Below are 19710 nucleotides of genomic sequence, written 5' to 3' on the forward strand. Positions count from 1 at the left end.
GTCAGTGTTGCCCAAGATCGTTGGCGAGGATCTCCGGCGACGGGATCAACCGCCGTCGGGTGTCGATGGCGATCACCGACCAGTCCACCCGGTGGTAGTCGTCGAACTTGCGGCGCGCGCGTTCGCGGGCCTGCTCCGGCGCCCCGTGGTGCACGCCCTGCGGGGCGTGGGAGATCAGCCCGGGCGGCATCGGGATGCCGTAGAGCGACCCGTCGTGGAAGAACGCGATTTCGTCGTAGTCGACATTGCGGTGATACCACGGCGTGCGCTCGGTGCCCGGGGCCGTCTCGGCGGGCTTCGGCAGGAAGTTCATCACGTAGACGCCGGTGGCCTGCATGAACAGGTGGACGGTGGGTGGCAGGTGCACGCTTTCGGAGGTGACGACGGTGTAGTCGTCGATATTGAACGTGAACGGGAAGTTGTCGCCCCGCCAGCCTTCGACGTCCAGAGGATGGTGCCGGTAGAAGAGGCTTGTCGGCCCGCCGTCGTGGATCAGACGGACCTCGTACTCTCCGTCGACCTGCGGGCCGACGCCGTCGTCGATCGGCTGGGGTTCGGGAATGACCGTCTGTGCCGGGTCGAATGGGAAGTGCCGACCCAACACGCCGGCGGGCGGTACCCGGAACTCGTCGGTCGCCTGAATCATCAACAGTGTGCTCTCCTCGGCGGGCACCTGCCGCCACGTACAGGCCTTCGGGATGTAGATCCAGTCGCCCTGCCGGTAGTCCATCGGCCCGAATTCGGTTTCCAGGGAGCCGCATCCGCGATGCACGAACGAGAGCAGATCGCCGTCGACGTGGCGGACGAAGAACGGCATCTGCTCGGTGCGCCGCGAGAGCAGCACCTGGCAGTCCAGGTTGGAGAACATCAACATGGGCCCACCGCTCGCATCGGTGGCGTCACCAGGCTTGAGCTCGCTGCTGAGCACGTCGGTGGGGCGGAGCGGGCCGACTGTGCGATAGGTCGTGGGGTCGTGCCTCCGGTACATGTTGGCGGTGCGGCCGACGAAGCCGCCACGGCCGAGCTCATCGTCCTTCAGTCCGTCGAGGTCGGCATGAATGCGCTTGGGCGTTGTGCCTTTTCGAAGGTGGACGAACGATTCCATCGCGATCTCCTCGGTCGATAAGTCAAAGTGACGCCTATAAGTAAGTAAAAGTGACATTACTTTTAGATTTGTGGCTCGGTCAATGGGCAGGAGGGGCACGATTCGGCCGTTGCGCCTGGCCAGTTGCGCGGGGTGAACTTGTCGGTGTATCGAACTATTGTTCGATGTATGGATTCGGTGGGAGAGGCGGTGGCGGCGATCGGCCAACAGGTCGCCATCCTGTCCAAGGCGGCCGACGAGCTCTCCCATCGTGAGTTGATCGGGCTGCTGGCGGAGCTGACCACGGTGGTGCGCAGCGTTCCGGCCCTCGAGCACAAGGTGTTGGCCCGGTTGGTCGACGAGACCGAACCCGGTCGCGTGGGTGCGGGATCCTGGAAGAATGTGCTGACCACCGCGCTGCGGGTCAGCAGTGCTGACGCCGGACGGCGGCTGCGGCGGGCCAAGATGCTGGGACCGCGCCGGGCGATGACGGGGCAGCCGTTGGCGCCGATGTGGGAAGCCACCGCCGCCGCCCAAGCCGAGGGCCTGTTGGACGAAGAGCATGTCGCGGTGATCGCGAACTTTCACAAGAAGCTGCCCGCGTGGGTCGACGTCGAGACCCGCGCCGCCGCCGATGCGCACCTGGCGCGAAAGGGCTCGGGGATGGGTCCTGAAGAGTTGGACGCGGCCGCAGGGCGGTTGTTGATGATGATCGATCAGGACGGACCCGAACCGAGCGACGACGACCTGGCCCGGAAACGCTGGCTGAGGATCGGCAGGCAGCAGCGCGACGGATTCAGCAAGGTCTCCGGCTACCTCGATGCCGAAACCCGCGCCTACTTGGACGCGACCCTGGCCAAGGAGGCAGCACCCGGGGCCAACATGCCCGCCGAGGGGCCGTCGGGCGGAGACGAATCGGGCGCCTGTGACGAGCTTTCGACGGAGATCGGCGCGGCCGGTGTGGGTGGCCCACCGTCGCCGCAGGCCGCGGGTGGTGATACCCGCACCGAAGGGCAGCGCAACCATGACGGTCTCAAAGCCCTGCTGCGCCGCAACCTGGAATCCGGTGCACTCGGCACCCACAACGGATTACCGGTCACCGTGATCGTTTCCACGACTCTGCAGGAACTGGAAAAACGCGCCGGGGTCGCGGTCACCGGCGGCGGGTCACTGTTGCCGATGTCCGACCTCATCCGCCTGGCCGCCGACGCCCACCACTACCTCTACGTCTTCGACGGCCACACCGGCCGATCCCTTTACCTCGGCCGGGCCAAACGATTGGCCAACGCCGCCCAGCGGATCGTCCTGCATGCGCGCGATCGCGGCTGTACCCGCCCCGGCTGCACCGTTCCCGGCTACTGGTACCAGGTCCACCACGCGGTCGCCGACTGGAAAGACAATGGTCAGACCGACATCGACGACCTCACGCTGGCCTGCGGACCGGACAACCGGATGATCGAGAAGACCGGCTGGACTACCCGCAAGGACCGCAGCAACCGCACTGAATGGCTCCCGCCGCCTGACCTCGACACCGGACAACACCGCATCAACGGATACCACCACCCCGAACGCCACCTTCTCCTCGAAGACGACCTGGGCCCGTGAACGAGCCCGGCGATGTAGGGGACAACTCGTGAAGTTTGGTGCTGATCAGTCGGCGAGGTCGACCCGCACGGTGAGCAGATTGGTTCCGAACGTGCGGACGCCGACGTTGTTGTACTGCGGGAGCGTGCGCATACGCTCCCGGGCATCATCCTCGGGAAGCAGGTGCGCTGTCCCGCGATGCCAGCGTCCATTGAGTCGCACCCGGACGTCGGGGTTGGCCATGATGTTGCGGATGTAGTCGGACTTGTCGCCGAACTCCGAGACGAACCAGAAGCTGTCGTCGACGCGGCGGCCGCCGATCGGTGTCGTGCGGGGCTCGCCGGATTTCCGCCCGGTTGTCTCCAGCAGTGTCTGGAAAGGCAGGTGCCGCATCACCCGGTTGGCGAAGTTCTTCTGGAAGAACTTGGTGACGCGGTCACGCAATGTGTCGGCCATCGAAACCTCCCCGGCTCACACCGTCGCGGTGAGTGGAATCCTTCCTCCCCATTGTGAAGGTTGTGGGGTCATCTGCGTGCTGTCGTGCTCAGAACGGCGCCACCGGCCGTAACATCACGGTTTCTACCCAGTTCACGCACAGGTTCGTCGCTGCGGTAAATTCGCGGCTCGGCATGAAAAGTTGCCATTCGGCGTGGCTGGGCTTTCTCCCGCCGTGAGCGCATGCTTTACTGCAACCGCGACAACTGAAGTTTTCTCGGCCCACTCCGGCGTGCCTTTGGCTGATTCGGAGCGGTGGGACAGCGCGGTGAAAGCCATCGCTGTGGTGTCTGTGGCGTCTATGTCCGCCCGAGAATCACAGGACACGCCGCGCCAGGCGGTACCGGAAGATGGATGGATTGACGGTATGAGACTTCTTGACAGGATTCGCGGCTCGTGGGCGCGCCGATTCGGCGTCGCAGCCATGGCTGCGTTGATGCTCCCGGGCGTGGTGGGCCTCGCCGGAGGCTCGGCGACCGCCGGAGCATTCTCCCGGCCGGGTCTGCCGGTCGAATACCTGATGGTGCCCTCGCCGTCGATGGGCCGCGACATCAAGGTGCAGTTCCAGAGCGGAGGCCCGAACTCGCCGGCGCTCTACCTGCTCGACGGTCTGCGCGCGCAGGATGACTTCAACGGCTGGGACATCAACACCCAGGCATTCGAGTGGTACCTCGACTCGGGTATCTCGGTGGTCATGCCGGTCGGCGGTCAGTCGAGCTTCTACGCCAACTGGTACAAGCCGGCATGCGGGAAGAACGGCTGCCTGACCTACAACTGGGAGACCTTCCTGACCCAGGAGCTCCCGGGCTGGCTGCAGGCCAACCGCGACGTCAAGCCGACCGGCAGCGCTGCTGTCGGTCTGTCGATGGCCGGTGGTTCCTCGCTCGTGCTGGCCGCGCATCACCCGACCCAGTTCACCTACGCCGGTTCGATGTCGGGCTTTTTGAACCCGTCTGAGGGCTGGTGGCCCTTCCTGATCAACATCTCGATGGGTGACGCCGGCGGCTACAAGGCCAACGACATGTGGGGCCCCGCGGAGACCGATCCCGCCTGGCAGTACAACGACCCGATGGTGCAGATCCCGAACCTGGTCGCCAACAACACGCGCATCTGGGTGTACTGCGGCAACGGTCAGCCCAACGAGCTCGGCGGCGGCGACCTGCCCGCCACCTTCCTCGAAGGCCTGACGATCCGGACGAACCGGACGTTCCAGGACAACTACATCGCCGCGGGCGGTAACAACGGCGTCTTCAACTTCCCCGACAACGGCACGCACAACTGGGCGTACTGGGGTCGCGAGTTGCAGGCCATGAAGCCCGACCTGCAGGCACACCTGCTCTGACGCGCACAGACACATCGAAGCCCCCGGCCGCAAGGTCGGGGGCTTCCATGTTTTCGGCCACCCTCGGTGCATGATCAGGGCTTGGGGTGATCACGGCTCCCGCGGTCGTGCGCCGCCGCGGCTGGCTTACTGTGGCAGTCATGACCGAGACGGCAGTCATGACCGAGATCAACGCGATGGTGGCTCACGAGGATGCCGAGGGTGGGATCGTGCTGCGCCAGGAAGTGGTGGACGAGTCGTTCCTGCCCGAAGGTGACGTCGAGATCCACGTCGAGTACTCCAGCGTGAACTACAAAGACGCCCTCGTGGTCACACCGAAGGGCGGCGTGGCCCGCGCGTATCCGCTGATCCCGGGAATCGATGTCGCAGGCACGGTCATCGCGAGCACGTCGCCGGACTTCGCGGTGGGCGACCGCGTTATCGCACACGGTCAGGACATCGGCACCGGCCGGCACGGCGGTTACGCACAGGCGGCGCGCTATCCCGCCGACTATCTGGTCAAGCTGTCGACGCTGAGCACCGCCGACGCCGCGGCGATCGGTACCGCTGGTTTCACCGCGGCCATGAGCGTCAACGCCGTTCGCGCACACGGGGTTCGCCCCTCCGACGGGCCGGTGCTGGTGACCGGAGCCAGCGGCGGGGTCGGGAGCCTCAGCGTGGACCTACTGGCCGGAATGGGCTATGAGGTGGTGGCGTCCACCGGCAAAGCCGAGGCGCGCGACCTGCTGCGCGATCTCGGCGCCGCCGAGGTGATCGACCGCGTCCCGGGCCCCGACGACAAGGTGCGCCCCCTCGGCAAGGCACACTGGGCCGCTGTCGTGGACTGCGTGGGCGGCCCGACGCTGGCCTACGCCTTGAGCACGCTGAAGTACGGTGGTGTCGCTGCCATCTCCGGCCTCGCCGGATCGCCGGAGCTGCCCACGACGGTGCTGCCGTTCATTCTGCGCGGCGTGACAATGTCCGGAATCGACTCGGTGCTGCTGCCCATAGGTCCGCGCCGCGAGGTCTGGGCGCAGATCGAATCCGAGCTACTGCCAGCGCATCTGAGTCGCATCACCAAGGACGTCCCGGTGCGCGACGTCGCCGATGTGCTCGCGACGATCATTGGTGGTGGTGTCACCGGGCGGACCCGCGTGGTCGTCCACGACGGCTTCTGACCCGGCGCTCTACTTCAGTTCGGCCGAGGACAGACCGAGCAGCCGACGCGCGACCACCAGCTGTTGGATCTGCTGGGTGCCTTCGAAGATGTCCAGGATCTTGGAGTCGCGAGCCCATTTCTCCAGCAGCATCTGCTCGGAATAGCCGGCGGTGCCGGCCAATTCGACAGCCTTCAAGGTGATGTCGCTGGCCACCCGCGCCGCCTTGGCTTTGCCCATCGAGGCTTCCTTGGAGTTGGGGATCCGGTTGTCGGCCTGCCACGCCGACCGGACCGCCAACAGGTAACCTGCTTCCCATTCGGCCTCCATGCGCAGAAATTCCGCGGCGGCGGCGCTCTGGGCGTGTGCCGGTTTGTCGTAGGAGATTTCGATACCGGCGTCGGTGAGGATCTTGCGGAGGTCCTCCAAAGCGGCGCGGGCAACTCCGACAGCCATGGCCGCCACGATCGGACGGGTGGCGTCGAAGGTTTCCATGACGCCGGCGAAGCCCTTCTCCACCTGGATCTCCGGGTCGCCGAGCAGATTGTCCTTCGGGATCCGGACGTTCTCGAAACGGATGGCCGCGGTATCGGAGGCTTTGATGCCGAGCTTGTTCTCCAGGCGTTCGACGGTGACCCCCGGGTGCTCGCGCGGCACGATGAACGACTTGATGGCCGCGCGGCCTTTCGTCTTGTCCAGGGTTGCCCAGACCACGATGTGGCTGGCGCGCGAACCGGCGGTGACGTAGATCTTCTCGCCGTTGATGACGTACTCGTCGCCGTCGAGCACGGCGGTGGTCGATACCGCCGCCGAATCCGATCCGAAGCTGGGCTCGGTGATCGCCATCGCGGCCCAGACGCCCTTGCCGAGCCGTTCCAGCTGTTCCGGGGTGGCCACCGAGGAGATCGCCGCGTTGCCCAGGCCCTGGCGGGGTACCGAAAGCAGCAGTGCCACATCACCCCACGAGATCTCCAGCGCGTTGAGTAGCGCAGACATGTTGGCGCCGTTGACGTTCGACTTCTTGGCGTCCGCGGCACCGCCCACGAAGGCGTCCGTGCCGGCGAACGAGATCGTCTTGGCCTCCGAAAGGCCCTCGAAAAGGTCTGCGAGCGTGTCGAGTTCGACCGGGTAGGCGTGCTCCTTGAGGTCGTATTTGCGTGAGATGGGCCGGATCATCTCGGCCGCGCCCTGGTGGCCTTTCTCGATGACCGCCTGCAGCTTCTTGGGCATTTCCAGATTGATCGCCATGATTCGTCAAGCCTTCCTAGAGGACACTCGGTCAGAGAACGGAGGACATTCGGTCAGAGAACGACGATGCCTTCGGCGACGCCGAGTGCCCGTAGATCGCGGTACCAGCGCTCGACCGGGTGTTCTTTGGTGTAACCGTGGCCGCCGAGGAGTTGGACCCCGTCGAGGCCGATCTGCATCGCCTTGTCGGTGCCGAGCTTCTTGGCCAGGGCGGCCTCGCGGGCGAACGACAGTCCTTGCTCGGCTCTGGCGGCGCCGCGCCAGGTGATCAGCCGCAGGCCGTCGAGTTCGATCGCGATGTTGGCGCACATGAAGGCCACCGACTGCCGGTGGGCGATCGGTTCACCGAACGCGGTGCGTTCCTTGACATAGGGGATGACGTAGTCGAGCACCGCATGGGAAGTGCCGACCGCCAACGCCGCCCAGCCGAGGCGGGACAGTGCGATCGCCTCCGAGTAGTCCCGGGCGTACTCGGCGGCCGGTGCATCCTGCTCGCCCAGGCGTGCGCTGAGTGGGACGGAAACCTTGTCCAGTTCGACGCGGCCCAGCGCGGCGGCGCGAACGCCCATGCTGGGATCGGCTGTCACCGTCAAACCCGGGGTGGACGCCTCGACGATGAACAGCGTCGGCCTGCCGTTGAGCTGAGCCGCGATGATGAACAGCTCGGCATCGGCGGCGGCGGGTACCAGACTCTTCACGCCGTCGAGGCGGTATCCGCTCGGAGTGCGCACCGCGGTGGTCTTCAATGCGGTCGGGTCGAACAGGGCGTGCGGTTCGGTGATGGCGACACATGCCTGCGGAACGTTGTCACCGGCGAACTCGGCCAGATAGGTCGCCTGCTGATCGGCGCTGCCCCAATGGGTCAAGGCCGACGCCACGCCTCCCGGGGCCAGGATCGGCAGTGCCAGTCCCATGTCGCCGTACGCCAGCGCCTCGGCCACCAGCGCGTTGGTGACCGTGGAGCGGTGCTCGGCGATGCCCTCGAAGTCCTCGGGCACGTTGATGGCGGTCACGCCGAGTTCGGCGGCCTTGGCGATCAGCTCGGGCGGGTAGGTTGCCGCGTCGTCGGCGTCATGGGCCGCCGGTCGAAGGATCTCTTCGGCGAACTCCTCGACGGTCGCCACGATCATCTTCTGGTCGTCGTCGGGGGTGAGGTCGAAGTAATCGGCCCCGCTGGGCTTCAGACGGGTGGCCGGTTTACCCAGTCCCTGGACACGTTTGAACTGACGCGTCGACGCCCCAGCGGCTGAGAAGGCGTGCTTGACGCCGTACCGGATGCCGCGGTTGAGCGGCTCGCGCAGGTTGTACTTGTCCAGAAACTCCTGTCCCACAACGGGAGTGACGAGGGCCAACCCGATGTCGGTGATGGTGCGTCGGTGCTTTTGGAGGCCGACGGCGCTCTCGTGGCCGTCACGCCTGGACGGCAGGGTGTTCGTCATTGATCTCGGCTGCCCTCGTCTGGTCATGGGAGATACGCGGTCGCGCAACTGACTCCAGAGTAAGGTATCTGAACTGACTGCTGAGTAAGGTACGCCTGTCTGTGAGCGATGTCACAAGCCTACGTGGCGGTCGAGGGGCGGCTCAGCCGCTGGGCTGACAGGGCGGCTCAGCCGCTGGGCTGACAGGGCGGCTCAGCCGCCGGGCCCACAGGGCGGCTCAGCCGCCGAGCGCCGAGAGCACAGCATCATGGAGCAGCCCGTTGGAAGCCACCGCGCTGCCGCCGTGTGGTCCGGGCGTACCGGACAGGTCGGTGAAGCGCCCGCCTGCCTCCCGGATCAGGATGTCCAGCGGTGCGAGGTCCCACAGCTTGACCTCCGGCTCCACCGCGATGTCGACCGCGCCCTCGGCCACCAGGCAGTACGACCAGAAGTCGCCGTACCCCCGCACCCGCCAGACCGTGTCGAGCAGCTCGACGAACCGCGACCGCTTCTCGTCCCAGCCGGTGCTCAGATCGGAGTAGGACACGCTCGCCGCCTCCAGGTCGGTCACGCCGGACACCGAGATCTGTCGCGTCTGTCCGCCGAACGACGTGTACGCGCCCAGACCCGCGCCAGCCCACCACCGGCGCCCCAGCGCCGGTGCGCTGACGACCCCCACCATCGGCACCCCGTCGACCAGCAGGGCGATCAGTGTCGACCACACCGGAACCCCGCGCACGAAGTTCTTCGTGCCGTCGACCGGATCGAGCACCCACTGCCTGCCACGCAACTCCTTGGTGCCCCCGAACTCCTCCCCGAAGACCGAGTCCTGCCCGCGGTGCTCCGCCAGGCGGGTGCGCAGCATCTTCTCGGCGTCGAGGTCGGCGTCGGTCGCCGGCGTCAGGTCCGGCTTGGTCTCGACCCGCAGATCGACAGCGCCGAAGCGCGCCATCGTCACGGCGTCGGCTTCGTCGGCCAGTTGCAGTGCCAGAGTCATGTCGTCGGCGAGGGTGCTCATAGGTGCCGTCCTACCATGGCGGTGTGTTCGAATTCGCGATGATCCTGCTGCTCGTCGGTGCGCTCGTGCTTCTGGCGAGGCCGTGGCTCATGCGAAGGCGGGGCGCCGGCAGCGACTGGGTGCAGGGCACGCTGCTGATCACCGGGGTCAGCCCCCGGCCGGACGGGGTCAGCGGGGAGCAGTTCGTCACGATCACCGGCGTGATCAACGGTCCCACGGTCAACGAGTACACCGTCTACACCCGGATGGCCGTCGACGTCGACGAATGGCCCACGATGGGCCAGTTGATGCCGGTCATGTATTCGCCGGGCAACCCGGACAAGTGGGCGTTCGGATCGCGTCCCGAACCGATGCCGCCGACCGATCCGCAAGCTCCGCCGCCGCCGCAGCCCTGAGGCGTCAGCCGTGGCCGATGCGGAGCAGGTCGGCGACGTTGGTCAACTTCACCCGCGGCCGTCCCGAACCCGCACCGGCGGTCCGTTCGTGCTCGTCGATGAGCTTCCAGTGCTCGATGGTGACGAGTTTGGGCTGACGTTCCAGCAGCCAGCTCCGCACCTGATCCAGATGGTCGACGGCGACCTCTCCGGGTTCGGTGGCACGCAGATCGCTGAGCAGGGTTTCCACCGTGTCCGCCGAATCCTTCTTGTTGCTTCCGATGACGCCGGTCGGGCCGCGCTTGATCCAGCCCACCACGTATTCGTTGCGGCTACCCTCGACCCGGCCGTCGACATGGGGGATCGTGCCCGACCGCTCGTCGAACGGTAGACCCGGTGTCGGGATCCCGCGGTAACCGACCGCGCGCACCACGAGCTGTGCCGGCACCTCCTCCCGCTCGCCGGTGTCCTTGGCGCTCACCCGCCCGTCGGCGTCACGGATCAGTTCGTTGCGGCCCAGCACGATCGACTCGACGCGGCCGTCGCCTTTGATCTCGATCGGCGACGTCCGGAACCGAAACACGATCCGGCGGCGGGCGCCCTTGGGGGCTTTGTCGGCGTAACCGCGCAGTACCTTCACGTTGTTGCGAACGGTCTTTCCAGCAGCCTCGAGGTCCTCGTCGGTGATGTCGGCGAAATCGGCGGGATCGACGACGACGTCGACATCGCCGAGGGCTTCGAGGTCGCCCAGCTCGCGCAGTTCCAGCGTGGTGAACGGTGCCTGAAGGGGGCCGCGCCGGCCGATGATGAGCACTTCCTCCACGCCGCGGGCCTGCAGCGAATCCAACGCGTGGTCGGCGATGTCGGTCTGGGCCAGCAGATCGGGGTCGCTGACGAGTATGCGCGCGACGTCGATGGCCACGTTGCCGTTGCCGACCACCACCGCGCGGCCTCCGGAGACATCCGGTGCCATCGCCTCGAAATGGGGGTGGGCGTTGTACCAGCCGACGAAGTCCACGGCGGCCACGCTGCCCGGGAGATCCTCGCCCGGAATGCCCAGTGCGCGGTCGGACTGCGCGCCGGTCGCATAGACGACGGCGTCGTAGCGTTCGGCGAGCTCGGCTGGGTGCACGTGTTCACCGACGACGATGTTGCCGAAGAAGCGGAACCTCGGATCCAGTGATGTCTTGTCGAACTGAGCGCTGATCGATTTGATCTTCGGGTGGTCAGGGGCCACGCCGGAGCGCACCAGACCCCACGGGGTGGGCAGCATCTCAAGCATGTCGACGCGCACGTCGCGGTTCTCGTCGGCGGAACCGGACTTCAACAGGGACGCCGCGGCGAAGTACCCGGAGGGTCCGGCGCCGACGACGGCCACATGGTAGGGACGCAAAGGGGGCATGTGGGCTGCCTTCTGTCGCTGCCCGGCTTACGCGCAAGGGCTGTCGCGACGCGGCCGGACGAGGGTGCAGACCCGACTCTAGAACGCGGGGATGGCGGTCGAGAGCATTCGGTGGCGATCCGGGAGGCGGGTCGCCGCCGAATCGGCCGGTGCTTCCACCCGGACAGCCATGCCCGGCACCGTCGCCGGAGTGAGTAACGTGTTGTCCCGTGGATCCCGACCGCCAAGCCGACATCGCCGCCCTCGACGCCACGCTGACCACCGTGGAGCGCGTCGTTGACGTCGACGGGCTTCGCGAGCGTATCCGGCAGCTGGAGTCCGATGCCTCTGACCCGCAGCTGTGGGACGACCAGACCCGCGCGCAGAAGGTGACCAGCGAGCTGTCGCACGCCCAGGGTGAACTGCGACGCATCGAGGAACTGCGCGGCAGGCTCGAAGACCTCCCCGTGCTCTACGAGCTGGCTGCCGAAGAGGGCGGACCCGACGAAGTTGCCGAGGCCGACTCCGAACGCAAGAAGTTGCGCGAGGACATCGAGGCGATGGAGGTACGCACCCTGCTCTCGGGTGAGTACGACGAGCGGGAGGCCCTGGTCAACATCCGGTCCGGTGCCGGCGGCGTCGATGCCGCGGACTGGGCCGAGATGCTGATGCGGATGTACGTCCGATGGGCCGAGCAGCACAGGTATCCGGTCGAGGTCTACGACACCTCCTATGCCGAGGAGGCCGGTATCAAGAGTGCGACCTTCGCGGTCCACGCCCCGTTCGCCTACGGCACGTTGTCGGTCGAGCAGGGCACACACCGGTTGGTGCGGATCAGTCCGTTCGACAACCAGGGCCGGCGCCAGACGTCGTTCGCGGAGGTCGAGGTGCTACCGGTCACCGAGACCACCGACCACATCGACATTCCCGAAACCGATGTCCGCGTCGATGTCTACCGGTCCAGCGGCCCCGGCGGACAGTCGGTCAACACCACCGACTCGGCGGTCCGGTTGACCCACATCCCGACCGGAATCGTGGTGACCTGCCAGAACGAGAAGTCCCAGCTGCAGAACAAGGTGTCGGCGATGCGGGTGCTGCAGGCAAAGCTGCTGGAGCGCAAACGCCAGGAAGAGCGCGCCGAGATGGATGCACTTAAAGGTGACGGCGGCAGCTCGTGGGGCAACCAGATGCGTTCCTACGTGCTGCACCCCTATCAAATGGTCAAGGACCTGCGCACCGAGTACGAGGTGGGAAACCCGGCGGCGGTGCTGGACGGCGACATCGACGGCTTCCTGGAGGCCGGGATCCGGTGGCGCAATCAAAAAGATGACGACTGAGCGACTGCTCGCCGTCGATCTCTCCGGCACCTGGCGCGGGTTCTGGGAGGGCGACACCGGCGTCTGGATCCTGGGCCGCGGCGTGCCGATCGCATTGCTGTTGATCGGTGGGCTGCTGGCGGCGAGGTTCATCAACTGGTCCGCGCAACGGGTCACCCGCCGCATCGACGCCCAGTACCGGGAAAGCGATCAACTGGTTCGCACCGAGACCGCCAAACACCGGCAGGCGGTCGCCTCGGTGATCTCGTGGGTGTCGGTGGCGCTGTTGTTCGTCATGGTGGCGGTGCAGATCACCGACATTCTCGCGATACCGATCGGTTCGCTGGTGGCCCCCGCGGCGGTGATCGGTGCCGCGCTCGGCTTCGGCGCCCAGAAGCTGGTCCAGGATCTGCTGGCCGGGTTCTTCATCATCACCGAGCGCCAGTACGGGTTCGGTGATCTGGTGCAGCTGAACATGATCGGCGCGCCCGATGCCGCCCAGGGCACCGTCGAAGAGGTGACGCTACGGGTCACCAAGCTGCGCACCAGCGAGGGTGAGGTGTTCACCGTCCCCAACGGCAACATCGTGCAGTCGCTGAACATGTCCAAGGACTGGGCCCGCGCCGTCGTCGACATCCCGGTGCCCACCTCCGTGGATCTCAACAGCGTCAACGAGGTGTTGCACGGTGTCGGCGAACGGGCGATGCAGGACGACGAGCTGCGTGCGCTACTGCTGGACACGCCCCAGTTGATGGGGGTGGAGAGCATCGAGGTCGACACCGTCAACTTGCGGATGGTGGCGCGCACCCTGCCGGGCAAGCAGTACGAGGTCGGACGCCGGCTTCGCATCCTGATCATCGCCGCGCTGGCGGGCGCGGGCATCGCCACCCAGGATCACACCCCGACGGTGAGCAACATCAGCGCCACCGGCGACACGGTGAAGACCGACGCCGGGGTGCCCAGCCGATCGGAGCCGAAGCCGTGAGGATGCCGAGCCTGCAGAACTGGCGCAGATCGGACCGCCACTCACGCGCCTACATGTTCGGACGCCGAATCCGGGTGTCGACCTTCGGTCTGATCGTCGCGTTCATTGCACTGTTCTGGGTCTATGAGAATTTCGGGGTGCCCGCGCAGACGCCGCCACCGGCCAACCAGGTCGTCCCGCCAGGCTACGTGCCCGACCCCAACTACACCTGGGTGCCGCGAACGAACGTCGCACCCCGTGAACCGGCGCCCACCACGCCCACGCCCACGACGGCCACCACGACGACGACGACCACGACCGAGCCGCCGACCACGACGACCGAGCCGCCGACCCCGACGTCACCGGAGCCGCCGACCACCACGACACCAGGACCGATCGGACCGCTGGTGCCGTTCGGTCCGACGACGACTGTGATCGATCCGGACGGACCAGGCCCACTGGGGCCGCAGACCTTCACTCAGGCGCCCCCGACCACCGAGGTGGCACCGGGTCAGACGCCGACGACACTGCCACCGCCCTAGTGGCGGGGTGAGGCCAGGGTGCACCGCTACACTGGCGTGCCGTGATGATCACCCTCGACCGCGTCTCCAAGCAGTACAAGTCGTCGGCGCGTCCGGCGCTCGACAACGTGTCGGTCAAGATCGACAAGGGTGAGTTCGTCTTCCTCATCGGTCCGTCGGGCTCGGGCAAATCCACCTTCATGCGGCTGCTGCTTGCCGAGGAGAACCCGTCCTCGGGTGACATCCGGGTGTCGAAATTCCACGTCAACAAGCTCTCCGGGCGCCACATCCCGGGCCTGCGGCAGGTGATCGGCTGCGTGTTCCAGGACTTCCGGCTGTTGCAGCAGAAGACCGTCTTCGAGAACGTCGCCTTCGCGCTCGAGGTGATCGGCAAACGTGCCGACACCATCAACCGTGTGGTGCCCGACGTACTGGAGATGGTCGGTCTGTCCGGCAAGGCCAACCGACTGCCCGCCGAGCTGTCCGGTGGAGAGCAGCAGCGGGTCGCGATCGCTCGGGCGTTCGTGAACCGGCCGCTGGTGCTGCTGGCCGACGAACCGACCGGAAACCTGGATCCCGAGACCAGCAAGGACATCATGGACCTGCTCGAGCGGATCAACCGCACGGGCACGACGGTGGTGATGGCCACCCACGACCACCACATCGTCGACTCGATGCGCCAACGTGTCGTCGAACTCGAACTCGGCCGGCTGATTCGCGACGAACAGCGCGGCGTCTACGGAATGGACCGCTAAGTGCGCTTCGGTTTTCTCGTCAATGAAGTCCTGACCGGGCTTCGCCGCAACGTGACCATGACGGTCGCGATGATCCTCACCACGGCGATCTCGATCGGTCTGTTCGGCGGCGGCATGCTGATCATCCGGCTGGCCGACCAGTCGCGGGCCATCTACCTGGACCGGGTGGAGAGCCAGGTCTTCCTCACCAACGACGTGTCGGCCAACGATCCGACCTGTGACGCTGATCCGTGCCAGGCGCTGCGGCAGGCGATCGAGGATCGTGACGACGTCCGCTCGGTCCGCTTCCTCAACCGTGACGAGGCCTACGACGATGCCATCCGCAAGTTCCCGCAGTACAAGGACGTCGCGGGCCGAGATGCGTTCCCGGCTTCCTTCGTGGTCAAGCTCGACGATCCGGAGCAGCACCAGAATTTCGACGACGCGATCCGCGGTCAACCCGGGGTGCTCAACGTGCTCAATCAGAAGGACCTGATAGACCGGCTCTTCGCGGTCCTCGACGGCATCAGCAACGCGGCGTTCGCCGTTGCGCTGGTGCAGGCCATCGGCGCGGTGCTGTTGATCGCCAATATGGTTCAAGTCGCCGCGTACACCCGGCGCACCGAGATCGGCATCATGCGTTCGGTCGGCGCCACCCGCTGGTATACCCAGTTGCCGTTCCTGGTCGAGGCGATGCTTGCCGCACTCATCGGGGTGGTGATCGCGATCGTCGGACTGATTCTGGTGCGGGCGCTGTTCCTGGAGAACGCGCTCGACCAGTTCTATCAAGCCAACCTGATCGCCAAGGTCGACTACGCCGACATCCTCTACTACAGCGCGCCGTGGATGTTGTTCCTCGGCCTGGCGATGTCGGGCATCACGGCATACGTGACACTGCGGCTCTACGTCCGGCGGTAGCGATGGCCAAGAAGGGCAAGGCGCCCAAGGACAGCAACAACCAGATCGTCGCGACCAACCGCAAGGCGCGGCACAACTATTCGATCCTGGACACCTATGAGGCCGGGATCGCACTGGTGGGGACCGAGGTCAAGAGTCTGCGTGAAGGACAGGCCTCGCTGGCCGACGCGTTCGCCACCGTCGACGACGGCGAGATCTGGTTGCGGAACCTGCACATCCCGGAGTATCACCACGGCACCTGGACCAATCACGCACCGCGGCGCAACCGCAAGTTGTTGCTGCACCGCAGCGAGATCGACAATCTGCTGGGCAAGATCCGCGACGGCAACCTGACTCTGGTTCCGCTGTCGTTGTACTTCACCGGCGGGAAAGTCAAGGTGGAACTGGCGTTGGCGCGCGGGAAGCAGGCCCACGACAAGCGCCAGGACATGGCCCGCCGCGACGCCGAACGGGAGGTCACCCGCGAGCTCGGGCGCCGTGTCAAGGGCATGACCAGCTGACAGGCATCCTCAGCGCGCTGGTCGCAGCCCTCGGCTACGGCGTCAGCGACTTCGTCGGCGGTATCGCTTCGCGCCGGGTGGCCGCCCTGCGGGTGGTCATCGTCTCCTATCCGATGGCGCTGGTGCTGCTCGTGCTCGCCGCGATCCCGATGGGCGGGCATCTCAGCGCAGCGGCCGCGGGGTGGGGCGTCCTGGCGGGGCTGGTACAGGCCTTCGGGGTGTGGTGGTTCTACGCGGCGCTGGGGGCCGGTCCGATCGCGGTGGTGTCCCCGCTGACGGCGGTCCTGGTGGCCGGAATTCCGGTCCTGGTGGGCGTCGCGCTGGGGGAGCGGCCCAGCGCACTGGCCGGGCTCGGTGTGGTGCTGGCGCTAATCGCGGTGGTGCTGGTCAGTCGTGGCACCGAGGACCGGGACGCCACACCGCACCGGTTCACCCCAAAAGTCGCATGGCTGACGGTCGGCGCCGGGGTCGCGTTCGGGATGAACTTCGTGGTCCTGCACCGGGTTCCGCCCGAGGCAGAGCTCTGGCCGTTGGTGCTCGGCAGGCTGGCGGCGACCGCAGTGGTGGTGGTCGTCGCGCTGATGACCGCCAACCTCGTGCTGGAGCGCGGCCTCCCACTGCGACTGGCAGTGCTGGCCGGGGTACTCGACACCGCCGCGAACGTGGCGACGTTGCTGGCATTGCAGTCCTCGATGCTGTCTCTGGCCGGGGTGCTGATCGCGCTGTATCCCGCTGCGACGGTGTTGTTGGCGATTGTGGTGTTGCGGGAGCGGGTGAGGCCCTGGCAGGCGGTCGGCATGGTGTTGGCGCTCGGTTCCGTCGCGATGATCGCCACAAATTAGCTACCGTCGTCCCTGGGCGCCGCGATGGTCGGGCATACGGCGCGCCCTGGGAAGGAGACGCGTGGCAGTCGGGCGCTTGCGGCTCGTGACCGTCGCCGCGGTATCGCTGTTGGCGGTGGCCAACGCGTTCGCGTTCTGGGGAGACGAGCTGGCTCGCCGCGGCGAGGCGATACTGCAGGTGAGCACCAGCGCGGGGATGGCTGTTTGTGGCGTGGCGGCCGCACGGCAGGTGGCCGGCGCCGCGCGCTGGTGGCGGCTGCTGTTGGCAGCCGCGATCGTGGTCTGGATCTGCAGCCAGATGGCATGGTGGCGGGCCGGGGCCGACCTGGCGCCGGTGCCCGCGCGGGTGGCCTACCTGTCGCTGCCCCTGCTCGCGGCGGGGGCGATCGTCCTGCTGCTGCGGTCGGCCGGCGGGGTGACCGGGCCGCCGGACAGTCCGCTGCGCCCGCCCGCGGTCACGAACGCCCTCGACGGCGTCATCGCCGGTATCGCGTTCCTGATCCTGGTGGTCATGGGCGGGTTCGGCGCCGGTTCGACCGAGTCGCTGCCCCGGTCCGGCGTGCCGTCCGTCGAGGTGGCGTTCGCGGTGACCGAAGTGCTGCTGGTGGCGGCCGCGGTGGTACTCGCGATGTTCTACGAACCGGGACGGCCGTACCGGAAGAACTACCTGCTGCTGGCCGGCGGCATCCTCACCATGGCCGCCTCCGACCGGCTGGTCGCCTACCTGCGATCGGTCGGTGTGGACGGCGGGGACCTGTGGGGCGGAATCGGATTGATCGTCGGCCCGATGATCCTGGCGTTCGCCGTGCTGGACACGCCGGTGAACCACGATGCCGAGCCCGGCTCGGGGATCGACTGGGCGCAGCTGGTGCTGCCCTATGTCGGCTTTCTCGGTCTCGCGGTGTTGTTCGGATTTCACGTCCTGATCGGACGGCCGCTCGCACCGATCGCGGTGGTTCTGACGGTGCTGATGGTCACGTTGGTCGCCGTGCGCCAGGTGCTGGCGATGCGCTCTCAGAATCTGTTGACGCAGCGCCTCTACTGGGCCCAGCGCGGCCTGGCCTACCAGGTCCATCACGACCCGCTGACCGGGCTGCCCAACCGCATCCTGTTCGCCGCCCGGCTCGAGGAAGCGATGAAGCACGGTCGCTTCGTGTTGATCTTCGTCGACCTCGATGATTTCAAGGAGGTCAACGACCGGTTCGGGCACGCGGCCGGTGACGAGCTGCTGTACGCGGTCGGGGAACGGTTGCAGCGGTGCGTCACCGACGCGGACACCCTTGCTCGCGTCGGCGGCGACGAGTTCGCAATCCTGATCGTGGGCGAGGTCGAACAGCCCGAGGCGGTCGCCGAGCGACTACGGATCGCGCTGCGTGACCCATTTCCGGTGCACGGCTCCTCGGTGCGGGTGAAAGCGAGCATGGGACTGGTCCGCCCCGACCTCGACGGAATGCCCCAGACCTCCGACGATCTGCTGCGGCAGGCCGACATCTCGATGTACGCCGGCAAGCGGATGGGCAAGGACACCGCGGTGGTCTATCAGCCCTCCTCGGGTGTGGTCGTCGATTTTCCGACGATGCTGCGCAACGCCGACGGCGGGGCCCCGCTGGGATTCCGGCTGGTGTACCAGCCGATGGTGCGGTTGCCCGAGGGTACGCCGGTGGCGGTGGAGGCGCTGGCGCGATGGACGGCGCCCAACGGAATCGACATCTCCCCGGAGACGTTCGTGGCACTGGCCGAGGCGGCCGGCATGGGCGCTGACCTGGACGCTTTGGTTCTGGACCTGGCGTGTCGGGAAATTCACGGGACGGGACTGGATCTCGACATCCATGTCAACATCGGAGCGGCGCGGTTGGGCAACCCCGGCTTCGAACGTCAGGTGCGTCAGGTGTTGGAGCAGTATCGGATTCCCCGCGGCCGACTTGTGCTCGAGATCACCGAGACAGTGCCGATCGTCGACCTGGACCGGGCGGCTGCGCAGATGAACCGGCTGGCCGGGCTCGGCGTGAAGATCGCGCTCGACGATTTCGGCGCCGGGTTCAACTCCCTGGCCTACCTGCACCGCCTGCCGCTGCACATCGTGAAGCTCGACCGCAGCCTCGCCTCCGGCGGTGACCCTGCTCGGGATCTGACGCTGTACCGCTCGGTCATCGGTCTCTGCCGGGACCTGGGGTTGGAAGTGATGGCCGAAGGCATCGAATCGCAGGCGCAGTCCGAGATGGTGTTGCGTGCCGGCGCCACGTTGGCGCAGGGGCACCTGTTCGGTTATCCGGTGCCGGTCACCGAGCTCGCCGAGGTGATCGGCGAGGCCTGTGATCGGAGGCTCGCGCCCGCCGTGCCGACCGATCTGATGCAGCCGGATTAAATACTCGCTGGCCGATGTTGAAGAGGCCGGTAGTATGGAGTGTCCGCCGACGGTCGGCGGGTGTGCCGAAGTTTCACAGACAAGGGGCTGAACGGTATCGACTTCGCGCATCGAATCAAGGGAAGCGTGCCGGTGCAGGCAATTGACCACCGTAAGCGTCGTTGCAACCAATTAAGCGCCGATTCCAATCAGCGCGACTACGCTCTCGCTGCCTAAGCGACAGCTGGTCCGTCAGACCGGGAAAGCCCTCGACCCGGAGCCTGGCGTCATCTAGAGGGATCAACTGAAGAGTCCGGTCGCGGGACTCTTCGGGACACCAAACAGCGACTGGGATCGTCATCCTGACTTGTTCGCGTGATCAGGAGATCCGAGTAGAGGCATAGCGAACTGCGCACGGAGAAGCCTCGAGGGAATGCCGTAGGACCCGGGTTCGATTCCCGGCAGCTCCACTCGAATACCAGCTCAGGCCC

The 19710-nt window shown here is 66.6% G+C and carries 18 protein-coding genes and 1 other RNA gene; 13 read left to right on the top strand and 6 right to left on the bottom strand.

The annotated features are described in order from the left end of the window. Window position 1: 1 nt before the first annotated feature. Entirely contained in the window at window positions 2-1105 is a 1104-nt protein-coding gene (locus ACNUDN_RS09110; RefSeq protein WP_419121642.1) for a homogentisate 1,2-dioxygenase, read from the bottom strand. 168 nt (window positions 1106-1273) lie between these two features. On the opposite strand from ACNUDN_RS09110, the gene ACNUDN_RS09115 reads away from it, so the two are divergent. After that, complete coding sequence (locus ACNUDN_RS09115; protein ID WP_419121643.1) at window positions 1274-2689, top strand: HNH endonuclease signature motif containing protein; 1416 nt, start codon at window positions 1274-1276, stop codon at window positions 2687-2689. A 45-nt stretch (window positions 2690-2734) separates the two neighbouring features. On the opposite strand, the gene ACNUDN_RS09120 is transcribed toward ACNUDN_RS09115, so the two are convergent. Further along, a complete protein-coding gene (locus ACNUDN_RS09120) occupies window positions 2735-3124 on the bottom strand; it encodes a nitroreductase/quinone reductase family protein (protein WP_419121644.1) in 390 nt (129 codons plus the stop codon). A gap of 406 nt (window positions 3125-3530) precedes the next feature. On the opposite strand from ACNUDN_RS09120, the gene ACNUDN_RS09125 reads away from it, so the two are divergent. Continuing rightward, the gene (locus ACNUDN_RS09125) at window positions 3531-4505 is read left to right on the top strand and encodes an esterase family protein (RefSeq protein ID WP_419121645.1); all 975 of its coding nucleotides are present in this window, start codon (window positions 3531-3533) and stop codon (window positions 4503-4505) included. Window positions 4506-4663: 158 nt separating this feature from the next. Next, window positions 4664-5662, top strand: coding sequence for an MDR family oxidoreductase (locus ACNUDN_RS09130; protein WP_419125079.1), 999 nt, complete (start codon window positions 4664-4666; stop codon window positions 5660-5662). 9 nt (window positions 5663-5671) lie between these two features. Here ACNUDN_RS09130 and ACNUDN_RS09135 read toward each other — a convergent pair whose 3' ends face one another. The 3 genes from ACNUDN_RS09135 to hisN form a co-directional block, all read right to left on the bottom strand. Next, window positions 5672-6889, bottom strand: coding sequence for an acyl-CoA dehydrogenase family protein (locus tag ACNUDN_RS09135; RefSeq protein WP_419121646.1), 1218 nt, complete (start codon window positions 6887-6889; stop codon window positions 5672-5674). Window positions 6890-6942: 53 nt separating this feature from the next. Continuing rightward, window positions 6943-8328 (bottom strand): acyl-CoA dehydrogenase family protein, encoded by a 1386-nt coding sequence (locus ACNUDN_RS09140; RefSeq protein WP_419121647.1) that lies wholly within the window; start codon window positions 8326-8328, stop codon window positions 6943-6945. Between the two features lie 217 nt (window positions 8329-8545). Next, entirely contained in the window at window positions 8546-9325 is a 780-nt protein-coding gene (gene hisN / locus ACNUDN_RS09145) for a histidinol-phosphatase (RefSeq protein ID WP_419121648.1), read from the bottom strand. Window positions 9326-9348: 23 nt separating this feature from the next. Here hisN and ACNUDN_RS09150 point away from each other — a divergent pair, with 23 nt between their 5' ends. After that, window positions 9349-9720 (top strand): hypothetical protein, encoded by a 372-nt coding sequence (locus tag ACNUDN_RS09150; protein ID WP_419121649.1) that lies wholly within the window; start codon window positions 9349-9351, stop codon window positions 9718-9720. Window positions 9721-9724: 4 nt separating this feature from the next. Here the strand turns inward: ACNUDN_RS09150 and ACNUDN_RS09155 are convergent, their stop codons facing one another. Then, window positions 9725-11101, bottom strand: a complete 1377-nt coding sequence (locus ACNUDN_RS09155) for an FAD-dependent oxidoreductase (RefSeq protein WP_419121650.1) — start codon at window positions 11099-11101, stop codon at window positions 9725-9727. Window positions 11102-11310: 209 nt separating this feature from the next. Between ACNUDN_RS09155 and prfB the strand changes: the two genes are divergently transcribed. The 9 genes from prfB to ssrA all read left to right on the top strand — a co-directional run bounded on the left by prfB (window position 11311) and on the right by ssrA (window position 19692). After that, window positions 11311-12417, top strand: coding sequence for a peptide chain release factor 2 (gene prfB / locus ACNUDN_RS09160; protein WP_419121651.1), 1107 nt, complete (start codon window positions 11311-11313; stop codon window positions 12415-12417). After that, window positions 12407-13381: a mechanosensitive ion channel family protein gene (locus tag ACNUDN_RS09165; protein WP_419121652.1), complete on the top strand. Its 975-nt coding sequence runs from the start codon at window positions 12407-12409 to the stop codon at window positions 13379-13381. Before prfB ends, ACNUDN_RS09165 begins: the two co-directional genes overlap by 11 nt. Window positions 13382-13383: 2 nt before the next feature. Next, window positions 13384-13902, top strand: a complete 519-nt coding sequence (locus ACNUDN_RS09170) for an Rv3103c family proline-rich protein (RefSeq protein WP_419125080.1) — start codon at window positions 13384-13386, stop codon at window positions 13900-13902. A gap of 44 nt (window positions 13903-13946) precedes the next feature. Continuing rightward, complete coding sequence (gene ftsE / locus ACNUDN_RS09175; protein WP_024444307.1) at window positions 13947-14636, top strand: cell division ATP-binding protein FtsE; 690 nt, start codon at window positions 13947-13949, stop codon at window positions 14634-14636. After that, on the top strand, window positions 14637-15533 hold the full coding sequence (ftsX, locus tag ACNUDN_RS09180; RefSeq protein WP_419121653.1) for a permease-like cell division protein FtsX: 897 nt from the start codon (window positions 14637-14639) through the stop codon (window positions 15531-15533). Between the two features lie 2 nt (window positions 15534-15535). Further along, window positions 15536-16033, top strand: a complete 498-nt coding sequence (gene smpB, locus ACNUDN_RS09185; RefSeq protein WP_419121654.1) for an SsrA-binding protein SmpB — start codon at window positions 15536-15538, stop codon at window positions 16031-16033. Further along, window positions 16030-16875: a DMT family transporter gene (locus ACNUDN_RS09190; RefSeq protein WP_419125081.1), complete on the top strand. Its 846-nt coding sequence runs from the start codon at window positions 16030-16032 to the stop codon at window positions 16873-16875. The genes smpB and ACNUDN_RS09190 overlap by 4 nt, the downstream gene beginning before the upstream one ends. A 196-nt stretch (window positions 16876-17071) precedes the next feature. Beyond that, window positions 17072-19240, top strand: coding sequence for a putative bifunctional diguanylate cyclase/phosphodiesterase (locus ACNUDN_RS09195; RefSeq protein ID WP_419125082.1), 2169 nt, complete (start codon window positions 17072-17074; stop codon window positions 19238-19240). 83 nt (window positions 19241-19323) lie between these two features. After that, window positions 19324-19692: a transfer-messenger RNA gene (gene ssrA / locus ACNUDN_RS09200) on the top strand. Window positions 19693-19710 lie beyond the last annotated feature (18 nt).

The organism is Mycobacterium sp. smrl_JER01 (assembly GCF_048513595.2).
Classification (GTDB): Bacteria; Actinomycetota; Actinomycetes; order Mycobacteriales; family Mycobacteriaceae; genus Mycobacterium.

What these genes read in the sequence shown, in the direction of transcription:
- ACNUDN_RS09130 (WP_419125079.1), top strand. Translation starts at nt 4,664, where the DNA reads ATGACCGAGATCAACGCGATGGTGGCTCACGAGGATGCCGAGGGTGGG.
- ACNUDN_RS09140 (WP_419121647.1), bottom strand. Translation starts at nt 8,328, where the DNA reads ATGACGAACACCCTGCCGTCCAGGCGTGACGGCCACGAGAGCGCCGTC.
- ACNUDN_RS09155 (WP_419121650.1), bottom strand. Translation starts at nt 11,101, where the DNA reads ATGCCCCCTTTGCGTCCCTACCATGTGGCCGTCGTCGGCGCCGGACCC.
- ACNUDN_RS09115 (WP_419121643.1), top strand. Translation starts at nt 1,274, where the DNA reads ATGGATTCGGTGGGAGAGGCGGTGGCGGCGATCGGCCAACAGGTCGCC.
- ACNUDN_RS09125 (WP_419121645.1), top strand. Translation starts at nt 3,531, where the DNA reads ATGAGACTTCTTGACAGGATTCGCGGCTCGTGGGCGCGCCGATTCGGC.
- ACNUDN_RS09110 (WP_419121642.1), bottom strand. Translation starts at nt 1,105, where the DNA reads ATGGAATCGTTCGTCCACCTTCGAAAAGGCACAACGCCCAAGCGCATT.
- ACNUDN_RS09120 (WP_419121644.1), bottom strand. Translation starts at nt 3,124, where the DNA reads ATGGCCGACACATTGCGTGACCGCGTCACCAAGTTCTTCCAGAAGAAC.
- ACNUDN_RS09165 (WP_419121652.1), top strand. Translation starts at nt 12,407, where the DNA reads ATGACGACTGAGCGACTGCTCGCCGTCGATCTCTCCGGCACCTGGCGC.
- ACNUDN_RS09170 (WP_419125080.1), top strand. Translation starts at nt 13,384, where the DNA reads ATGCCGAGCCTGCAGAACTGGCGCAGATCGGACCGCCACTCACGCGCC.
- ACNUDN_RS09135 (WP_419121646.1), bottom strand. Translation starts at nt 6,889, where the DNA reads ATGGCGATCAATCTGGAAATGCCCAAGAAGCTGCAGGCGGTCATCGAG.
- ftsE (WP_024444307.1), top strand. Translation starts at nt 13,947, where the DNA reads ATGATCACCCTCGACCGCGTCTCCAAGCAGTACAAGTCGTCGGCGCGT.
- smpB (WP_419121654.1), top strand. Translation starts at nt 15,536, where the DNA reads ATGGCCAAGAAGGGCAAGGCGCCCAAGGACAGCAACAACCAGATCGTC.
- ACNUDN_RS09195 (WP_419125082.1), top strand. Translation starts at nt 17,072, where the DNA reads ATGGCTGTTTGTGGCGTGGCGGCCGCACGGCAGGTGGCCGGCGCCGCG.
- hisN (WP_419121648.1), bottom strand. Translation starts at nt 9,325, where the DNA reads ATGAGCACCCTCGCCGACGACATGACTCTGGCACTGCAACTGGCCGAC.